19 protein-coding genes are annotated in these 18,666 nt (G+C 33.3%); all 19 read left to right on the top strand.

All coding sequences use genetic code 11. The annotated features are described in order from the left end of the window. Positions 1 to 36: 36 nt before the first annotated feature. The 19 genes from Q3V94_RS11285 to Q3V94_RS11375 all read left to right on the top strand — a co-directional run bounded on the left by Q3V94_RS11285 (position 37) and on the right by Q3V94_RS11375 (position 18,662). Entirely contained in the window at positions 37 to 1,191 is a 1,155-nt protein-coding gene (locus tag Q3V94_RS11285) for a metallophosphoesterase (protein WP_008909940.1), read from the top strand. A gap of 49 nt (positions 1,192 to 1,240) precedes the next feature. Then, positions 1,241 to 1,825 (top strand): hypothetical protein, encoded by a 585-nt coding sequence (locus tag Q3V94_RS11290; RefSeq protein WP_008909939.1) that lies wholly within the window; start codon positions 1,241 to 1,243, stop codon positions 1,823 to 1,825. 73 nt (positions 1,826 to 1,898) lie between these two features. Then, on the top strand, positions 1,899 to 2,393 hold the full coding sequence (ruvC, locus tag Q3V94_RS11295; RefSeq protein WP_008909938.1) for a crossover junction endodeoxyribonuclease RuvC: 495 nt from the start codon (positions 1,899 to 1,901) through the stop codon (positions 2,391 to 2,393). Between the two features lie 9 nt (positions 2,394 to 2,402). Then, on the top strand, positions 2,403 to 2,993 hold the full coding sequence (gene ruvA, locus Q3V94_RS11300; RefSeq protein ID WP_008909937.1) for a Holliday junction branch migration protein RuvA: 591 nt from the start codon (positions 2,403 to 2,405) through the stop codon (positions 2,991 to 2,993). 9 nt (positions 2,994 to 3,002) lie between these two features. After that, positions 3,003 to 4,016: a Holliday junction branch migration DNA helicase RuvB gene (ruvB, locus tag Q3V94_RS11305; RefSeq protein WP_303527803.1), complete on the top strand. Its 1,014-nt coding sequence runs from the start codon at positions 3,003 to 3,005 to the stop codon at positions 4,014 to 4,016. Continuing rightward, entirely contained in the window at positions 4,006 to 5,031 is a 1,026-nt protein-coding gene (gene queA / locus Q3V94_RS11310) for a tRNA preQ1(34) S-adenosylmethionine ribosyltransferase-isomerase QueA (RefSeq protein ID WP_008909935.1), read from the top strand. Before ruvB ends, queA begins: the two co-directional genes overlap by 11 nt. Positions 5,032 to 5,041: 10 nt before the next feature. Next, on the top strand, positions 5,042 to 6,166 hold the full coding sequence (gene tgt, locus Q3V94_RS11315; protein ID WP_303527806.1) for a tRNA guanosine(34) transglycosylase Tgt: 1,125 nt from the start codon (positions 5,042 to 5,044) through the stop codon (positions 6,164 to 6,166). A 41-nt stretch (positions 6,167 to 6,207) separates the two neighbouring features. Further along, positions 6,208 to 6,606 carry a TIGR04086 family membrane protein gene (locus Q3V94_RS11320; protein ID WP_303527808.1) on the top strand — a complete coding sequence of 133 codons (399 nt, stop codon included), beginning with the start codon at positions 6,208 to 6,210 and terminating at the stop codon, positions 6,604 to 6,606. A 94-nt stretch (positions 6,607 to 6,700) separates the two neighbouring features. After that, positions 6,701 to 6,841, top strand: a complete 141-nt coding sequence (gene scfA, locus Q3V94_RS11325; RefSeq protein ID WP_274768047.1) for a six-cysteine ranthipeptide SCIFF — start codon at positions 6,701 to 6,703, stop codon at positions 6,839 to 6,841. A 53-nt stretch (positions 6,842 to 6,894) separates the two neighbouring features. Further along, positions 6,895 to 8,253, top strand: coding sequence for a thioether cross-link-forming SCIFF peptide maturase (gene scfB, locus Q3V94_RS11330; protein ID WP_303527812.1), 1,359 nt, complete (start codon positions 6,895 to 6,897; stop codon positions 8,251 to 8,253). A 105-nt stretch (positions 8,254 to 8,358) separates the two neighbouring features. Further along, a complete protein-coding gene (gene secD / locus Q3V94_RS11335) occupies positions 8,359 to 9,591 on the top strand; it encodes a protein translocase subunit SecD (RefSeq protein ID WP_303527814.1) in 1,233 nt (410 codons plus the stop codon). A 23-nt stretch (positions 9,592 to 9,614) separates the two neighbouring features. Next, complete coding sequence (gene secF, locus Q3V94_RS11340) at positions 9,615 to 10,475, top strand: protein translocase subunit SecF (RefSeq protein WP_303527862.1); 861 nt, start codon at positions 9,615 to 9,617, stop codon at positions 10,473 to 10,475. A 293-nt stretch (positions 10,476 to 10,768) separates the two neighbouring features. Next, positions 10,769 to 11,815, top strand: coding sequence for a LacI family DNA-binding transcriptional regulator (locus Q3V94_RS11345; RefSeq protein ID WP_303527816.1), 1,047 nt, complete (start codon positions 10,769 to 10,771; stop codon positions 11,813 to 11,815). 93 nt (positions 11,816 to 11,908) lie between these two features. Next, a complete protein-coding gene (locus tag Q3V94_RS11350; RefSeq protein ID WP_303527818.1) occupies positions 11,909 to 12,889 on the top strand; it encodes a sugar ABC transporter substrate-binding protein in 981 nt (326 codons plus the stop codon). A gap of 74 nt (positions 12,890 to 12,963) precedes the next feature. Then, positions 12,964 to 14,463, top strand: a complete 1,500-nt coding sequence (locus Q3V94_RS11355; RefSeq protein WP_303527820.1) for a sugar ABC transporter ATP-binding protein — start codon at positions 12,964 to 12,966, stop codon at positions 14,461 to 14,463. 28 nt (positions 14,464 to 14,491) lie between these two features. Further along, positions 14,492 to 15,481, top strand: a complete 990-nt coding sequence (locus tag Q3V94_RS11360; RefSeq protein WP_303527822.1) for an ABC transporter permease — start codon at positions 14,492 to 14,494, stop codon at positions 15,479 to 15,481. A 19-nt stretch (positions 15,482 to 15,500) separates the two neighbouring features. Beyond that, positions 15,501 to 16,334: a sugar phosphate isomerase/epimerase gene (locus tag Q3V94_RS11365; RefSeq protein ID WP_303527824.1), complete on the top strand. Its 834-nt coding sequence runs from the start codon at positions 15,501 to 15,503 to the stop codon at positions 16,332 to 16,334. 29 nt (positions 16,335 to 16,363) lie between these two features. Next, positions 16,364 to 17,374, top strand: a complete 1,011-nt coding sequence (gene iolG / locus Q3V94_RS11370; RefSeq protein ID WP_303527826.1) for an inositol 2-dehydrogenase — start codon at positions 16,364 to 16,366, stop codon at positions 17,372 to 17,374. Positions 17,375 to 17,426: 52 nt separating this feature from the next. Continuing rightward, positions 17,427 to 18,662 (top strand): NADP-dependent malic enzyme, encoded by a 1,236-nt coding sequence (locus Q3V94_RS11375; protein ID WP_303527827.1) that lies wholly within the window; start codon positions 17,427 to 17,429, stop codon positions 18,660 to 18,662. The last annotated feature ends 4 nt before the right edge of the window (positions 18,663 to 18,666 follow it).

Consider the following 18,666-nt stretch of genomic DNA (forward strand, 5'->3'; position numbering starts at 1 on the left):
GAAACTATTGCTGATTAAATTCTAAGGGGGGATAGTATGAAGGTGATAAATTATATTTTTATTATTTTATTTTTAGGGATTTATGGATTGATTAATTTTTATATAGGGTTGAGGGCATACAAGGCCTTAAGTTATTTAAGCATATCAAATGGAATTTTATATTGGGGATTTTTTGTTATTTTAGCTTCTTCAACATTTGTGGTAAGAATATTTGATAATAAGTTTAGGGGTAAGTTTTTCTATATTTTTGAGCTTATATCAAATTATTGGCTGGCTATATTGGTATATTCGCTAATTATATTATTATTTTACGATATTATAGGAATTGTAGCAAAGATATTTGGATTAAATGAATTTTGGATAAATCCTAAATTTATGATTTTAAGGCTTTTAGTTTCAACTTGTGTCTTAATATTAATTTTTATTTATGGCAATATGAATGCTAAGGATATTGTAATATCAGAGTATGAAATAAGAACGGATAAAAAACTTCCAAAGGAAGAGTTAAAGATAGTTTTAGCATCAGACTTCCATTTAGGCAACATAATAAATGAAAGACGACTGAAGATATTTATAAACAAAGTAAACGAAATTAATCCAGACATAGTTTTGCTTGCAGGGGATATCATAGATGAAAATCATGAGATTTTTGATAGATTAGAAATGGATAAACTTTTTAAGAAATTAAAAGTAAAGTATGGAATATTTGCTTGTTTAGGAAATCATGAGTATTTTAGGGAAAACACGGATGAGATTAAGAAAAGCCTTGAAAAAGGAAATATAAAGGTTTTAAGGGATGAAGTTGTCGATATAGGGGATTTTTTAACTATTATAGGAAGGGAAGATGCTGTATTTAATAGATTTGGTGGGAAAAGGAAAAGCATTGATGAGTTTTTTAAAGCCGTTGACAAAAATAGATATATCATTTTGCTTGATCATCAGCCTAAAGAAATTGATGAGGCTATTCATTATGGTGTTGATCTTCAAGTTTCAGGACATACACATAAGGGACAGTTCTTTCCGATAAACTTGTTTACAAAAAGGTTGTTTGTAAATGATTATGGTCATTATGCAAAAGGGGAATATAACTTAATAGTGACATCGGGTTTTGGAACATGGGGACCGCCTATAAGGATTGGAAGTAGATCGGAAATTGTAGTAATAAAACTGATACAAAAACAAGGAATATGAATAAATTTATAAAATATGGTAATACTATCCTCATGAGAGGAGGATAGTTATGAAAAAAACAATTGGCATTGCTGCTGCGCTTTTATTATCGTTAGTAACCAGTTTTTTTGCAGGTTATTATACGACTTTAAGATATGTGGAAAGGAACAAGGTTTCACAGCAGAATGAAAATTTGCTCCATGAAGAATTAGCTGAAAATACTGCAAAACTTCCCGAACTTAACGTAATAGGACCAAATACAGAAATAGTCTATAGGGAAAGATACGTAAAGGGCGTTGAGTATAATAGAGATGTTGTTGAAGGGGCTACAGCTGAAGTAGTCGGGATGACGAAGGAGGAGGCAGAGGAATATTTTAAAAATAAAGGTTACTTGGTTATTGATTTTAGCAACGAAAGGGTATTATTGGTAAAGGATATTAAAGACAAATGGCCCAGCGGTTGCTTTGTTGTAAAGGAAAAGGACGGTTTTGTAGCAATCTTTGAGGTTGATGAGAATGGAGAGCTAAAACTAGTTAAAGTTACAGAACTTAAAGTAACTGACCTTCCTGATACGGATAGGGAGGAAGTCATAAAAGGAAAAGTATATGAATCCTTAGAGGATGCCAATGAGCTTATAGAAGAATATACCTCATAGTCCATGCTAAAAACTTGCATGGACTTTTTTGTTGTTATAAAATATCATTATTAAAGACAGGAAGGTGATTGTTTTGCTCATTTTAGGAATAGACCCTGGAATTGCAATTGTGGGTTATGGATTTATAGAATATAAGAATAATAGGTTTAAAGTTATCGATTATGGAGCGATATTTACAACTCCTAAAAATACCATGCCGGAAAGGCTTGAGATAATCTATAATAAATTAGAGGACTTGCTAAATATTTTTAAACCTGATGCAGTTGCCTTTGAAGAGCTTTTTTTCAATATGAATGCTAAAACGGCAATAACTGTAGGACAGGCAAGGGGAGCTGCTGTTCTTTGCGCTCAAAGAAATAAACTTAATATATTTGAATATACTCCCCTTCAGGTAAAACAGGCAGTTGTTGGTTATGGAAGGGCAGATAAAAAACAAGTTCAGCAGATGGTCAAAATGCTCCTTAATTTGAGTGAAATTCCAAAACCGGATGATGTTGCTGATGCCCTTGCCATTGCAATATGCCATGCCCATTCAAATCAATTCGGCGATATGTTTAGAATAAAATGAGGTGATAAGGTGTTTGCTTACATAAAAGGAACTGTTACGCTTGTTTTAGATGATTATGCTGTGGTTGAAAATAACGGTATAGGATATATGATTTTTATGCCATCAAGGGATCTTGATGCATTAAGGGATAAAAAGGATGTCTTAGTTTACACATATTACTATGTTAGAGAGGACAATATATCATTATATGGATTCTTAGATAAAGAATCCTTAAATATTTTTAAATTGCTCTTGGGAGTTTCGGGCGTTGGGCCTAAGGCAGCGCTATCCATTTTATCTTGCACTACCCCATCTTCTTTTATTTTATCCGTAGTGACAAAGGATGATAAGACATTAAGCAAAGCCCAGGGAATAGGTAAAAAACTTGCCCAAAGGATAATACTAGAACTGAAGGATAAATTTAAAGATTATGAATTTGCAAATGAAAAGGAAGAGGATAAAAGGGAATTCTTAGACAAGGATGTCTCAAAAGAGGCTATTGCAGCTTTATTGACTTTGGGATATACTAAACAGGAAGCAATTCAGGCGGTAAAAAGAGTTGAAGGTGCAAGCTCGGTTGAGGATTATATAAAGGGTGCATTGAAATTCCTTATGAAGTAGGAGGAGATTATGGAGGATAGGATTATAAGTTCTAGTTTAAAGCCAGAGGATTTAGATTATGAAGGAAGCCTAAGGCCTAAAACCTTAAGGGAATATATAGGACAAGAAAAGGTTAAGGAAAGACTTAAAATTTTTATTGAGGCTGCCAAAAAAAGAGGAGAAGCCCTTGACCATGTTCTACTTTATGGACCTCCTGGCCTTGGAAAGACAACCCTTGCAAGTATAATAGCAAATGAGATGGGATCAGGTCTTAGAATAACTTCAGGCCCTGCTATTGAAAGACCTGGTGATCTTGCGGCAATTCTTACGAATTTAGGGGATAAAGATGTTTTGTTCATCGATGAAATTCATAGGCTAAACAGAAGCGTTGAGGAAATTTTGTATCCTGCTATGGAGGATTTTTGTTTGGATATAATAATAGGTAAAGGGCCTTCAGCAAGGTCTATTAGAATAGATCTACCCAAATTTACATTAATAGGAGCAACTACAAGGGCAGGTATGCTAACATCCCCCTTAAGGGATAGATTTGGGGTGGTAACAAGGCTTGAGCTTTATACTGTTGATGAATTAAGGCTTATAATAAAAAGATCTGCCAGCATCTTAAACGTTGAGATAGATGATGCTGGGGCTATTGAAATTGCAAAACGCTCAAGGGGGACACCAAGAATTGCCAACAGACTATTAAAAAGAGTAAGGGATTATGCTGAGGTTAAAGGCGATGGATATATAGATTTTAAGATTGCAAGCAGCGCTTTAGATCTTTTAGATGTTGATAAATTAGGTCTTGATAATATTGACAGAAAACTTTTAGAGACGATTATTTTTAAATTCGGCGGTGGCCCTGTAGGTATTGATACCCTTGCCTATTCTATAGGAGAGGAGGCAGAAACCATAGAAGATGTTTATGAACCATATCTTTTGCAAATAGGATTTTTAAGCAGAACACCACGCGGCAGAGTTGCAACAAGACTTGCATATGAGCACTTAGGAATAAAATTAGGAGGGTTGGACATTGAAGGTTAAGGAATTTTACTTTCATCTTCCAGAGGAGTTAATTGCACAAAAACCCTTAGAAAAAAGGGATGAATCAAGATTAATGGTCCTTGACAGGAGGACGGGAGAGATTGAACACAAAATATTTAAAGAAATTATTGATTTTTTAAACCCAGGAGACTGCCTTGTCTTAAATAACAGCAGGGTTATTCCTGCAAGGCTTTTTGGGGTTAAGGAGGACACAATGGCAAGGGCGGAGTTTGTCCTTGTTAAAAGATTGGATAGGGATAGGTGGGAAGCCCTTGTTAAGCCTGGGAAAAAGGTTAAAACTGGATCAAAATTTATTTTTGGCAATGGAGAACTTTCCTGCACGATTTTAGATAACACAGACTTTGGAGGAAGAATTATTGAATTTCACTATGATGGAGTTTTTGAAGAAGTTTTGGATAAATTAGGTGAGATGCCCCTACCGCCATATATAAAAGAAAAGCTTGAGGATAAGGAAAGATATCAGACGGTTTATTCAAAGGTGGAAGGTTCTGCTGCAGCACCAACGGCAGGGCTGCATTTTACTGAGGAACTTTTAGAAAGAATAAAGGAAAAGGGAATAAATATTGCCTTTTTGACTTTGCATGTGGGTCTTGGAACCTTTAGACCTGTTAAGGTTGAAAATATCGAGGAACACAAGATGCATGCGGAATTTTATAATCTTGATGAGGAAAACGCAAAGATAATAAATGAAACCAAGAAAAATGGCAAAAGAGTTATAGCAGTTGGGACAACATCCTGCAGAACCCTTGAGACTATTGCAGATGAAGATGGGTTTGTAAAGGCTTCATCCGGATGGACGGATATATTCATTTATCCTGGATATAGGTTTAAAATATTAGATGGGCTTATAACCAATTTCCATCTTCCAGAATCCACCTTGATTATGCTCGTAAGTGCCTTTGCAGGTAAAGAAAATATAATGAGGGCATATAATATTGCAGTAAAGGAAAGGTATAGATTTTTTAGCTTTGGAGATGCAATGTTTATAAAATAGGAGGTAAGTTATGTCGGCTATAAGATTTGAACTTATTAAGACATGCAAACAATCAGGCGCAAGACTAGGTAAGCTATATACTCCGCATGGAGTTATAGATACTCCAATATTTATGCCCGTTGGAACGCAGGCAACGGTTAAGGCTATGACTCCAGAGGAGCTAAAAGAAATAGGGGCCCAGATTATTCTGAGCAATACATATCATTTATATTTAAGACCTGGAGAAAAGCTTGTTGAAAAGGCCGGTGGACTCCACAGTTTTATGAATTGGGATAGAGCAATTTTAACTGATAGCGGTGGATTCCAGGTTTTCAGCCTCAGCGATTTAAGGAATATAACGGAGGAAGGTGTAACATTTAAATCCCATATTGATGGTTCAAAACATTTTATATCGCCAGAAAAGGCAATCCAAATAGAAAATGCCCTGGGTGCTGATATCATTATGGCCTTTGATGAGTGCACGCCCTATGAGGCGGATTATGATTACACAAAAAACTCGATGGAAAGAACACTAAGATGGGCAGAAAGGTGCCTAAAAGCCCACCAGAAACCAGATAAGCAGGCTCTTTTTGGAATAGTTCAGGGGGGTATGTTCAAAGACTTAAGACAAGAAAGTGCAAGACAAACAGTTAAAATGGATTTTCCGGGATATGCTGTTGGAGGTTTAAGCATTGGCGAACCAAAGGAGATTATGTATCAGGTCCTTGATTGGACAGTTCCTTTCCTTCCTGAAAATAAACCAAGATATTTAATGGGGGTTGGAAGTCCAGATGCCCTATTGGAAGGAGTAATAAGAGGAATAGACATGTTTGACTGCGTCCTCCCAACAAGAATAGCAAGAAATGGAACAGTATTTACGAGCAAAGGGAAATTAGTTGTAAGAAATGCTGAATATGCAGAGGATTTTAGGCCTTTAGATGATGAATGCGATTGCTATGCATGTAAAAATTATTCAAGGGCATATATAAGGCACCTTTTTAAAGCCAAGGAAATACTTGCAGCAAGACTTGCGACGATTCATAATTTAAGATTCCTTTTAAAGCTTATGGAGGATGTCAGAAGGGCAATAATGGAGGATAGCCTTTTAGATTTTAAAGAAGAGTTCTTTAGAAAATATGGCTATACGAATGAATAAAAGCTAAGCCCACCACATAATATTTATTAGGGGGTGGGTTTATGTCAAAAACTGACAATCAAAAGGAGTCAAAGTTTGTTTCAATTTATGCAAAAGCTATTCTAAGGGGGATAATTCTAACGCTAATTTTGATTTTTGTAGTAACGGCTATTGCATATTTTGCGCAGATTGATGAATCCTATTTTAGGACAATAACATGGATAATTAATATAATTGCTATTTGCTATGCAGCAATATATGGTGTATTGAAGATTGGCAAAAAAGGTTATCTTCATGGTGCTTTGATTGCATTGATTTACTCTATAATAATGTTTTTAGCTGCTTTATTGTCTGATAAGGGAGCAGTAAATATAAGAACTTATATTGTTATTTTTATCGCTTCAATTATTATTGGAGCTTTATCAGGTATGATAGGGATGGTTTTAAAAGGCAATGATTAATACTTGAACTTGCATTACAAGGCTGGTATAATTAACATGGTAGACTTATCCTTGGAAATATGTAAATTTTGAGTAATTAGAAGGAGGAGTTAATATGAAGCATATTAAAACAATAAACGTTGGAACATTAAAGGCAAGTTTAACAAAACCAGGTTGTAAAGAATGCGCAAATTCATGCCAATCAGCTTGCAAAACTTCAGCTACAGTTGCTAATTTACCATGTGAACATAATTAATCAGGCAGTAACTTTAAGGTTACTGCTTTTAAATTTAGAAGGAGGTAACCAAATTGAAAATTCATAAATATAGAATGTTTGATAAAAACATAGTAATAGATGTAAACAGTGGAGCAATTCATGTAGTTGATGATGTAGTTTATGACTGTTTAGATTATTATGAAACAAAAAGCAAGGAGGAAATCGTTGAAATATTATTGGACAAGCACTCAAGGGAATCAATTTTAGAGGCTCTTGAAGAAATTGAATATTTAGTTAAGGAAAATATGCTGTTTACTGAAGACTTTTATAAAGAAACAGTTTTAAATGATAAGAGCCCTTCATATATTAAGGCTATGTGCCTCAACGTTGCTCACGACTGCAATCTAAAATGTAAATACTGCTTTGCATCTGAGGGCAGCTACGAGGGGAAAAGAAGCCTTATGAGTGCAGAGGTTGGTAAAAAAGCTATTGATTTTGTTATAAAAAATTCAGGATATAGGCACAATATTGAAATCGACCTGTTTGGCGGAGAACCTTTAATGAATTTTTATGCAGTGAAGGAAATAATAGAATATGCAAAGGAGCAGGAAAAAATTCATAATAAAAATATAAGATTTACTATAACAACAAACGCCACTCTTTTAAACGATGAAATTATGGAGTATATAGATAAAAACATGGGAAACGTTATTTTGAGCATAGATGGCAGAAGGGAAGTAAATGACAATATAAGAATCAGATACGATGGTTCTGGAACATTTAATACTATACTTCCTAAAATAAAGAAAATGGTAGAAAAAAGAGACAAAAATAAGCAATACTATGTGAGGGGAACATTTACCCATGAAAATATCGATTTTTACAATGATGTTGTGTTTTTAGCGGATCAGGGATTTAACGAGATTTCTATTGAGCCTGTTGTTTTAGAGGATGAGAATCCTCTTGCAATTAAAAAAGAGGATCTTCCTGTTATATTTGAACAATATGAGAAGATTGCAAAGGAACTTATAGAAAGAAAAAAGGCAGGCAAAGCTTTTAAATTTTATCACTTCAATATAGACATAAACGGAGGACCATGCGTTTATAAGAGGGTGTCCGGATGTGGTGCTGGTTATGAATATGTTGCAGTGACTCCGGAAGGTGATATTTATCCCTGCCATCAGTTTGTTGGAAAGGAAGAATTTAAGCTTGGAAATGTATTTGATGGAAGAATAGATGAGAAACTTTCCAATGAATTTAAAAATGCCCATATATATAATAAACCAAAATGCATGAATTGCTGGGCAAGATTTTACTGTAGCGGCGGATGCCAAGCAAACAACTATTCCTTCAACGGAAATATACATGAACCTTATGATTTAGGATGTGAAATGATGAAAAAAAGAATTGAATGTGCAATCGCTGTAAAAGTTTTTGAAGAAGAAAATTAAAATTTAGAAGGAATTTTGTCTTTTATGTAGAATTATATTAAGTAGTTTGCTTTTTTAGAGGCATTTGTCCTTATGCAAAAGACATAGTAATGAAGGGGGATTAATATGAAAACCAGAGGTAGGATTTATTTTATCGTTACTACTTTATTAATTTTGTTTCTTTCTTATGCATTAGTAAATGGTCTAACATTAGGGGACTATCAGGTAAAGCCGCTCAGCAAAATAGTTAAACTTGGCCTTGATTTAAAGGGTGGAGTTTATGTTGAGGAGGAAATAGTTGATAAGAATGTAAGTAAAGATACAATTGAAAGAACAAGGGATTTAATTGAACTTAGAGTTAATTCATTAGGCGTTAGCGAGCCTATTGTAGCTATAACAGGCAATAATAGAATAAGGGTTGAGATACCAGGAATTTATGATCCTAAGGCTGCCCTTGAGCAAATTGGGAAAACAGGAAGATTAAGATTTGTAGGTCCTAATAATGATGAAATAATAACTGGAAAAGATGTAAAGGATGCTACTGTAGGAGTAGATCAAAGGACAAATGCACCTGTAGTTCAATTGAAGCTCAATCAAGAGGGAGCAAAGAAGTTTGCTGAAGCAACTCAAAAATACTTAGGAAAGCAGATTGCAATTTATATGGATGAGGATTTAGTTTCAGCGCCAACTGTTCAATCAGTTATTCCAGATGGTGAAGCAATTATCACTGGAAGCAAAAATGTTGAAGAAGCTAAAAGGCTTGCAGGGATTATAAAATCTGGTGCTCTTCCTGTAAAGTTGAATCCTGCAACTATAAGAGCTATTGGACCAGCCCTTGGAGCAGAGGCTATCCCAACAAGCTTAAAAGCTGCAACAATTGGTATTGCTTTAGTCATGTTATTTATGCTACTTTACTATAGAATTCCAGGTCTTATTGCAGACCTTGCCCTTATGGTATATATGATTATAACAGCATTGGTGTTTACAGTTGTTATTAAAGCAACTTTAACTTTACCTGGTATTGCAGGGCTTTTACTTTCAATAGGTATGGCTGTTGACGCTAATGTTCTTATATTTGAAAGAATTAAGGAAGAATTGAAATTAGGTAAATCCTTAAGGACAGCAATCGACGCTGGATTTAGGAGGGCATTTACTTCAATTTTAGACTCAAATGTAACTACTTTAATTGCTGGATTTGTTCTGTTCTTTATTGGAACGGGTGCAGTTAAAGGTTTTGCCCTCACCCTAATTATAGGTGTTTTATCAAGTATGTTTACAGCTATAACTGTAACAAGATTCTTGCTTAAATCCTTTGTAAATGCAGGATGGATTACTAACAGCAAATTCTACGGAGCATAGGGGGAGGGATTAAAATGGAAAGAATGTTTAAGATTGTTGAAAAGAGCAAAATATGGTTTACAATATCATTGATTATAATTATCATAGGAATGGCAACATGGCTATTTAAGGGATTAAACCTTGGTATCGACTTTAAGGGAGGAACTGTTGTCACAATTAAGATTGGAAAAGAGTTTGATGTTGTGGAACTTAGAAAATCCCTTGAAAAATATGACCCACAAATCGATGTAAGAGAAATAGAAGGATATGAAGTTACTATAAGAAGCAATAAAATAACAACAGAACAGGTAAATCAGATTTTTAATGATGTAAAGACAAAATATGGACTAAAAGATGATGCCCTTCGTTCAATAGATACTATAGGACCATCTATAGGTAAGGAACTTAGAAGAAGTGCAATAATTTCAACATTGCTTGCTACTTTAGGTATCCTTATTTATACATCATTTAGATTTGAGCTATGGTCAGGGCTTGCAGCCATAATTGCATTAGTTCATGACTTGTTAGTTACTATATCCGTTTATACAATTTTACAAATTCCAGTAAACTCAAGCTTTATTGCAGCGATGTTAACTATATTAGGTTATTCTATTAACGATACTATAGTCGTATTTGATAGAATAAGGGAAAACAGAAAGCTTGGAAAATATCATGACTTTGAAACTTTGGTAGATGCAAGTATAACTCAAACACTAGCAAGATCAATTAATACTACATTAACGACTTTATTTACAATAACAGCAATTTATATATTTGGAGTTCCATCCATAAAGGAATTTGCATTACCACTGATCATAGGTATCATTAGCGGTGCTTATTCTTCAATCTTTATCGCCAGCCCATTATGGGTGATATTTGAAAAAAGACAAGGACAAAGGGTATGATAGTCTTATAATGAAAATATATTAAGTAAAAAGCAAAGGAGAAACTATTTTTAGGTTCTCCTTTGCTTTTTTTGATAAAAAATTTGAAGTTCTAAAATGACATGTTTAAAAAATATATCTTATATTAGAAATATAAGTAAAGTAGTAAAACTATAATAATTGACAATGAACACGTTAACAATTTTTAATAATTATACTTCTTTACAATGGAAAACATTAGCATTATAATATAATCAAGAACACAATTGGAAATAAATACAATTGCACACGTTAACAAAGTAGTGGTGATGAATATGGCTTTAACTATTAAAGATATTGCTAAAATTGCAGGTGTTAGTCATACTACTGTATCTCGTAGTTTAAATGATAGTCCTTTAGTAGCAGAAGAAACTAAAAAAAGAATAAAAGAGATTGCTGAAAATATGGGATTTGAATTTAATGCACATGCTAGAAGTCTAAGCACAAACAAAACGGGAACTATATGTATAATATTTCCAGAAGGTTTTGGTGAATATGGAGTTAGCATGTATTATAATTCTCTTATGCATCAATTATGGAAAAGCTTTGGGGAAGAAAATATTGATATTATAGTATCCTTCCCTAAAAACTTTGCAACAGGAGAAAGTAATTTAAAACGACTTATAAACAGTAAAAAAATAGATGGAATTATTATTGTTCATCCAAAACTTACACAAGTAGACGAACAAGTTACATTTTTAATTGAAAGATTGAAAATTCCATATATTTTTCTTCATCATTATCCTGATTTTTTAGAAAATAAAGATTTTGATGTTATTTATACAGACCATTTCAATGGTGGATATTATGCAGCTGAGCATTTAATTAAGCTAGGTCATGAAAAAATTATGTGTATAACTTCCTATGGGGAATCATTAGAATTTAAACAACGAACGGAAGGATATAAAGCTGCAATTAACCGTTATGGGTTGAATTTTGATGCAGAATTAATATTTAAAGGATATAGAAATATAGAATCAGGATATAACATTATAAAAGAAAACATAAATCTAATTTTTAATAAAAAGGTAACTGCAATTTTTGCTCAAACAGATATGATGGCGATAGGAGCTATCTTAGCTTTAAAGGAAAGAGGAGTTCGTGTTCCTGAAGATATTTCAATAGTAGGTTATGATGATATTGATTTAGCATCAAGCTTTAAACCTTCATTAACTACAATACATCAACCAAAAGAAGAGATGGCAATTTTAGCATGTAAAAGAATGGTTGAATTAATTAATTCAAATAAAAAAAGAAAGAAGATAGAATTGATACTACAAAATAAACTAATTATTAGAGAAACTACTGCACCAAAAAGATAAATTCAATTATTAATTAAAATTTTTTCTTTATTATGAAAATTCAGAACCTTAAAAATATAAAAAAGGTTCTGAAAAATATAAAGGGGGGTATTTATGAAAACCAAAAAAAATCTAATCTCAATTTTATTAACAGTGTTATTTATTGTAACACTGTTTACGGGGTGTAAAAGTCAAGCTACAAATTCTGGACAAGCTACAGAAGGACAGCAGGCAAAGAAAAAGACAATAGGAGTTTTAATGGCTGACTTTAGTGACCAATTTCAGGTTTATGTGTTAGACGGTATGAAGGAAGCTGCTAGCAAACTAGAAAATATTGATGTTGTTTACATGGATGCTAAATATGACCCTCAGAAACAAATGTCGCAAGCTGAAAATTTAATTGCTCAAAAGGTTGATGCAATTGTTTTATTCTTAGTAGACAGAGAAGCAGGCAAACCAATGATTGAAGAGATTAATAAGGCTGGTATACCAATTATTGCTGTAAACAGAAAGCTACCAGATGATTCAAAGGCAGTAACATATGTTGGATCAGATGATATCAATGCTGGAGAAATTCAGGCAGAACAGATGGCAAAATTACTTAATGGAAAAGGTAACATAGCTGTATTAGATGGTTCATATGGCCATGAACCACAAATTAGAAGAGGACAGGGATATGAAAATATATTAAAGAAGTATCCAGATATGAAGATAGTTATAAGAAATACTGGAGACTGGTATAGAGATAAAGCAATGAAGATAGTTGAAAACTGGATACAATCAAAGGTTAAGATAGATGGTATATTAGCTAATAATGATGAAATGGCATTAGGTGCTGTTAAGGCACTTGAGGACGCTGGATTGCTTGGAAAAGTAGTTGTATCTGGTATAGATGCTACTCCAGAAGCACTTGAATATGTAAAGAGTGGAAAATTAAATTATACTGTATTCCAGGATGCAAAAGGACAAGGAAGAACATCAATTGAGATTGCAGCAAAAGTTGTAAATGGAGAACAAGTTGAAAAAGAATATATAATCCCATTTGAATTAGTAACAAAAGATAAAGTAGAAGAATATGCTCAACGTTATAAGTAATTAATATGAAGAATCAATAATGAATACCAATCTTTTGATTGGTATTCATTATTGAATATGATGAGGTGATAAAAGTGAGTTCGGAATATATTCTCGAAATGGAAAACATATCAAAATCTTTTCCAGGTGTTCATGCACTAAATAATGTTAACTTAAAGGTGAAAAAGGGAACGGTTCATGCATTAATGGGGGAAAATGGAGCAGGTAAATCGACCTTAATGAAAATTTTAATTGGTATCTATAGACCTGACCATGGAATAATAAAATTTAAGGGTAAGGAAATGAAATTTAGGTCTACTCATGATGCTTTGCAGGTAGGAATTTCAATGATTCATCAAGAACTTAGTCCTGTTCCATATATGACCATAGCAGAAAATATTTTTCTTGGAAGAGAATCGACTTATGGAAAAAGTTTTTGGATAAATGATAAAGATATGATAGATAAAACAACAAAACTTCTTAATCAGCTTAAGATATCGCTAGATCCAAGAATGAAAATGAAAGAACTTTCAACAGCATATACTCAAATGGTAGAGATAGCTAAAGCTATTTCGTATAATTCAGAACTAATAATAATGGATGAACCAACATCTGCTATAACAGAGAGGGAAGTAGAACATTTATTTGAGATCATTGAGTGGCTTAAAAAGAAAGGAGTATCTATAATTTATATAACTCATAAAATGGATGAAATCTTTAAAATAGCTGATGAGGTAACGGTATTAAGGGATGGTAATTACATTGGCACCCATAGTATCAATGAAATAACAAAGGAAAAATTAATTGAAATGATGGTTGGTAGAGAAATTAAACAGCTATTTCCTAAAGAAGATACTGAGATAGGTGAAGTTTTATTAGAAATTAAAAATTTTACACGAGAAGGAAAATTCTATGACATAAATCTTAAAGTTCATAAAGGTGAAATACTCGGAATAGCTGGTCTAATGGGGGCCGGAAGGTCTGAAATAATGGAAAGTCTTTTTGGAATTAAAAAACCAGATAAAGGAGAAATATACATAAGAGGGAAAAGAGTTTATATAAATTCGCCTGAAGATGCTATAAAGCATAAGTTAGCCTTTTTAACAGAGGATAGAAAATTAACAGGATTGTTTTTGCCATTGACAGTTAGGGATAATATTTTTATTTCTAATATAAATAACTATATAAGTAAAATGCTTATTAATAGTAAAAAAGTTAATAAAGATTGTCAAGAACAAGTAAAACGTTTAAATATAAAAACTCCAAGTCTTGATCAAATTGTTAACAATTTGAGTGGAGGAAATCAACAAAAGGTTTTAATTGCTCGTTGGTTATTAACGAATCCGGATATTTTGATTCTAGATGAACCAACTAGAGGAATTGACGTAGGAGCTAAGGCAGAGATTCACAGAATGATGAGCCAACTAGCTAAGCAAGGTAAAGCAATCATAATGATATCATCTGAACTTCCGGAAATAATTGGTATGAGCGATAGAATACTTGTAATGCATGAAGGCAGAATAACCGGCGAACTTAAAAGAAACGAAGCTACTCAAGAAAGAATAATTTCATATGCAACAGGTATAATATCCTAAAATTAAATGGGAATGGGAGTGATCGATAATGAATAATTCAACACAGGAAATTGTTTTAGAAAAAAAGCAATCCCAAATACGAGACAAAGTAAAAGTTAAAAGTTTGATACAAAAGCATGGAATGTCTTTAGTTCTGCTTTTAATGATTATTTTAATGACAATTCTATCGCCTGCTTTTTTAACAACAAGAAATATTATGAATGTTATAAGGCAAATTTCCGTCATATCAATTATTGGTTTTGGTGTTACCATGGTAATAATCACAACTGGAATAGATCTTTCTTCAGGATCGGTATTAGCATTAGCTGGAGTTGTTGCTACATCATTTGCACATCCTGGACAGTATCCCATTATCATCCCAATCATTATGGGGCTTTTGGTAGGTGCTATAGCCGGAAGTATAAACGGGACTTTTGTTGCCTTTGGTGAATTACCAGCATTTATACCTACACTTGGGATGATGATAGCAGCAAGAGGATTTGCATTAATTTATAGTAATGGACGTCCAATAACCAACCTATCTCAAATGTATGAGTTTATTGGTGGAGGATACTTATTTGGTGTTCCGTTTCCAATATACGTTATGTTTTTTACAGCAGTAATATCTCATATTCTATTGAAACATACTAAATTTGGAAGATATATATATGCTATTGGTGGGAATGCACAGGCAGCTATAGTTTCAGGAATAAATGTAAAAAAATATTTAGTCCTTGTTTATACTTATGCAGGTCTTTTGGCAGGTCTTGCAGGAATAGTTTTATCGTCAAGATTAAGTGCTGGACAACCAACGGCAGGAGTTAATTATGAGCTTGATGCGATTGCTGCTGCTGTTATTGGTGGGACAAGTTTATCAGGGGGAATAGGAACAATTACAGGAACAATAGTTGGTGCACTAATTATGGGTGTATTAAACAATGGACTTGATCTTTTACAGGTTTCAGCATATTGGCAACAGGTATTAAAAGGAGCAATAATTATTGGGGCAGTTTTGTTAGACAAGAAAAAGAAGAAGTAATTTGTTTGGAGGTTTTAAAATGAAAATTTGTTTTAATGAGGCTACGACTTTAAAAAATTCAAATTTGAAGAAAGACTTAGAACTATGTGAAAAATTTGGATATGATTTAATAGAAATTAGATTAGATAAACTTAAAGAATACCTTAAAAGTTTTAGAGTAGATGATCTTATTAAGTTTTTTAACAATAGCAAATTAAAACCATATGCCTTTAATGCACTTGAATTTATAACCTTCAGAGATAAAGAAGGTTTTGAAAAAATAAAGGATGATTTAAAGTTTTTATGTGAAGTTGGTAACAAAATAGAGTGTAGAAAAATAGTAGTAGTTCCTTCCTTTGATGTAGTGCCTAAAACAAAAAAAGAAATTAAAAATGAATCTATTGATAGACTTAATGAACTTGCAGATATTGCAGAGGTTTATGGAATGCAGCTTGCTTATGAATTTGTTGGATATCCTAATTGTTCTGTAAATACATTTGGACAAACTTATGAAATAATAAGTGCCTTAAATAGGGAGAGCGTAGGTATGGTTTTGGATTGTTTTCATTTTCATGCAATGGGGTCAAAAATTGAGGATTTGAAAAATGCGGATTCAGGTAAGATTTTTATTCTGCATGTAGATGATAGTGAAGATTTACCAGTAGGAGCTTTAAGGGATGAAAATAGACTATGGCCAGGCGATGGAGTTATTGATTTTAACTCTTTATTTGGAACACTTAAAGAAATTGGATATAGTAAAATGGCTTCTGTTGAACTGTTTAGGCCAGAATATTGGAATTTAGATGCTGAAGAGACAATCAGAATAGGCAAAGAAAAAACTGTTAACTTATTAAAGAAATATTTTGATATTTAGTGTTAAAATTAGGAAAGAAGGGGAATTTTATGATAAAACTTGGTATAGTTGGCCTTGGTAGGTTGGGGAAAAGGCATGCAGAAAACATAGCATTTAGAATACAAAATGCTGAACTACTGGCAGTTTGCAGCATCGTTGAAGATGAAATTAAGGATGCTCAAAAAAATTTGGGCGTAAAATATGCATACAAAGATTTTTCAGAAATGTTAAAAAATAAGGAGCTGGATGCAATTGTTATAGCATCTTCTTCAACTGAACATTGCAAGCAAATTGAAGAAGCTTTAAATGCTGGATTTCACGTCTTCAGTGAAAAGCCACTTGGAATCAATATGCATGAAGTATTAAGAGCAAGAGAAGTTGTTGGAAAACATAATGACAAAATTTTTATGCTTGGATTTATGAGGAGATATGATGCATCTTATGCATATGCTAAGAAAAAAATAGAAGAAGGAATTATTGGAAGACCTTTTCTAATTAGATGCTATGGTCTTGATCCTGTAAAGGCTGTTCAAGGAGCAATTGCATTTTCAGAAAAAAGTGGTGGTATTTTTTTAGATATGGCTATTCATGATATAGATCTTGCAAGATGGTATCTTGGTTCTGAGGTAAAAAGTGCTTATGCCATAGGTGGATGCTATGAATATCCAGAATTTAAAAAATATAATGATGCAGATAATGCGGTTGCTCTGCTTCAGTTTAAAAATGATGCGATAGGTATTTTATATGTAGGAAGAACATGCACTCACGGATATCATATCGAAACAGAAATAGTTGGAACAGAAGGTTCGTTGAGAATTGGAAGTATACCACAGAAAAACTTAGTAACCATTTTTGATGAAAAGGGCGCAGTTCAAGAGTGTGTTTCTGGATTTTTAGAACGATTCGATCAGGCCTATGTAGCTGAAATACAAGAATTTGTTAATTGCATAATTGAAAAGAGAAAACCTAAAGTTGGTGTAGACGATGGAGTTATGTCTACAAAAGTAGCTTATGCATGTAAAGAATCATTCGAAAGTAATAAGTTGGTTATTATAGAGTAGTATTAATTCTAATTTTACTATAGAAACTATTATGGTTAAAGGAGGTGAGGATATGGATTTTAAGCAAAAAGCATTAAAATTCCATAAAGATAACGAAGGGAAAATTGCACTCCATTCTAAAGTCAAAGTAAAGACAAAAGAGGATCTAACACTGGCATATACACCAGGAGTAGCAGAACCATGCATTGCTATTAAAGATGATCCATATAAAATTTACGATTATACATCAAAAGGAAACTGGGTTGCAGTAGTTACTAATGGAACAGCAGTTTTAGGATTAGGCGATATAGGAGCAGGTGCAGGACTTCCTGTAATGGAAGGGAAGGCTATTTTGTTTAAAACGTTTGCTGGTGTTGATGCTTTCCCCATTTGTATTGATACGAAGGATATAAATAAAATTGTTGAAACTGTAAAACTAATAGAAACTGGTTTTGGAGGAATAAACTTAGAAGATATAAAAGCACCAGAATGCTTTGAAGTAGAAGAAAAATTAAAAGAAGTATGTAGTATCCCTGTGTTTCATGATGATCAACACGGAACTGCAGTTGTAACACTAGCGGCTTTAATCAATGCACTAAAGTTAGTAGATAAAAAGTTTAAAGACATAAAAATTGTGGTTAATGGTGCAGGTGCAGCTGGGACAGCAATAACAAAGCTACTATTATCGGTTGGAGTAAAAAATATAATTGTCTGCGATAGAAAAGGAGCTATATACAGAGGAATGGAGTATGTTGATTGGGCAAAGGAAAAATTAGCTCAAATTACTAATCCGGAAAATATAAAAGGTAGCTTAGCTGATGTGATAAAAGGCGCCGATGTTTTTATAGGAGTTTCAGCACCTGGAGTATTAACTTATGATATGGTTAAAACAATGAATAAGGATGCTATAGTTTTTGCTATGGCAAATCCAATTCCTGAAATTTTCCCTGATGAGGCTAAAAAAGGGGGGGCAAGAATAGTAGGAACAGGACGGTCAGATTACCCAAATCAAATAAACAACGTTTTAGCTTTTCCAGGAATTTTTAGAGGGGTTTTAGATGTAAGAGCAAAAGAAATAAATGATGAAATGAAGATAGCGGCAGCTAAAGCAATTGCAGAAATAGTTACAGATGAGGAGTTAAGGGAAGACTACATATTGCCTAAAGCTTTTGATCTGAGAATCGCGCCCAAAGTTGCAGCAAATGTTGCTAAGGTAGCAATTGAAACAGGTGTAGCAAGACGAGATAATATAACGCCTGAATGGGTAGAGAAGCATACTATTGAATTGTTAAATTTAAACAATGTATAAGGGG

This window comes from Caloramator sp. CAR-1, assembly GCF_030546345.1.
Taxonomy (GTDB): domain Bacteria; phylum Bacillota; class Clostridia; order Clostridiales; family Caloramatoraceae; genus Caloramator; species Caloramator australicus.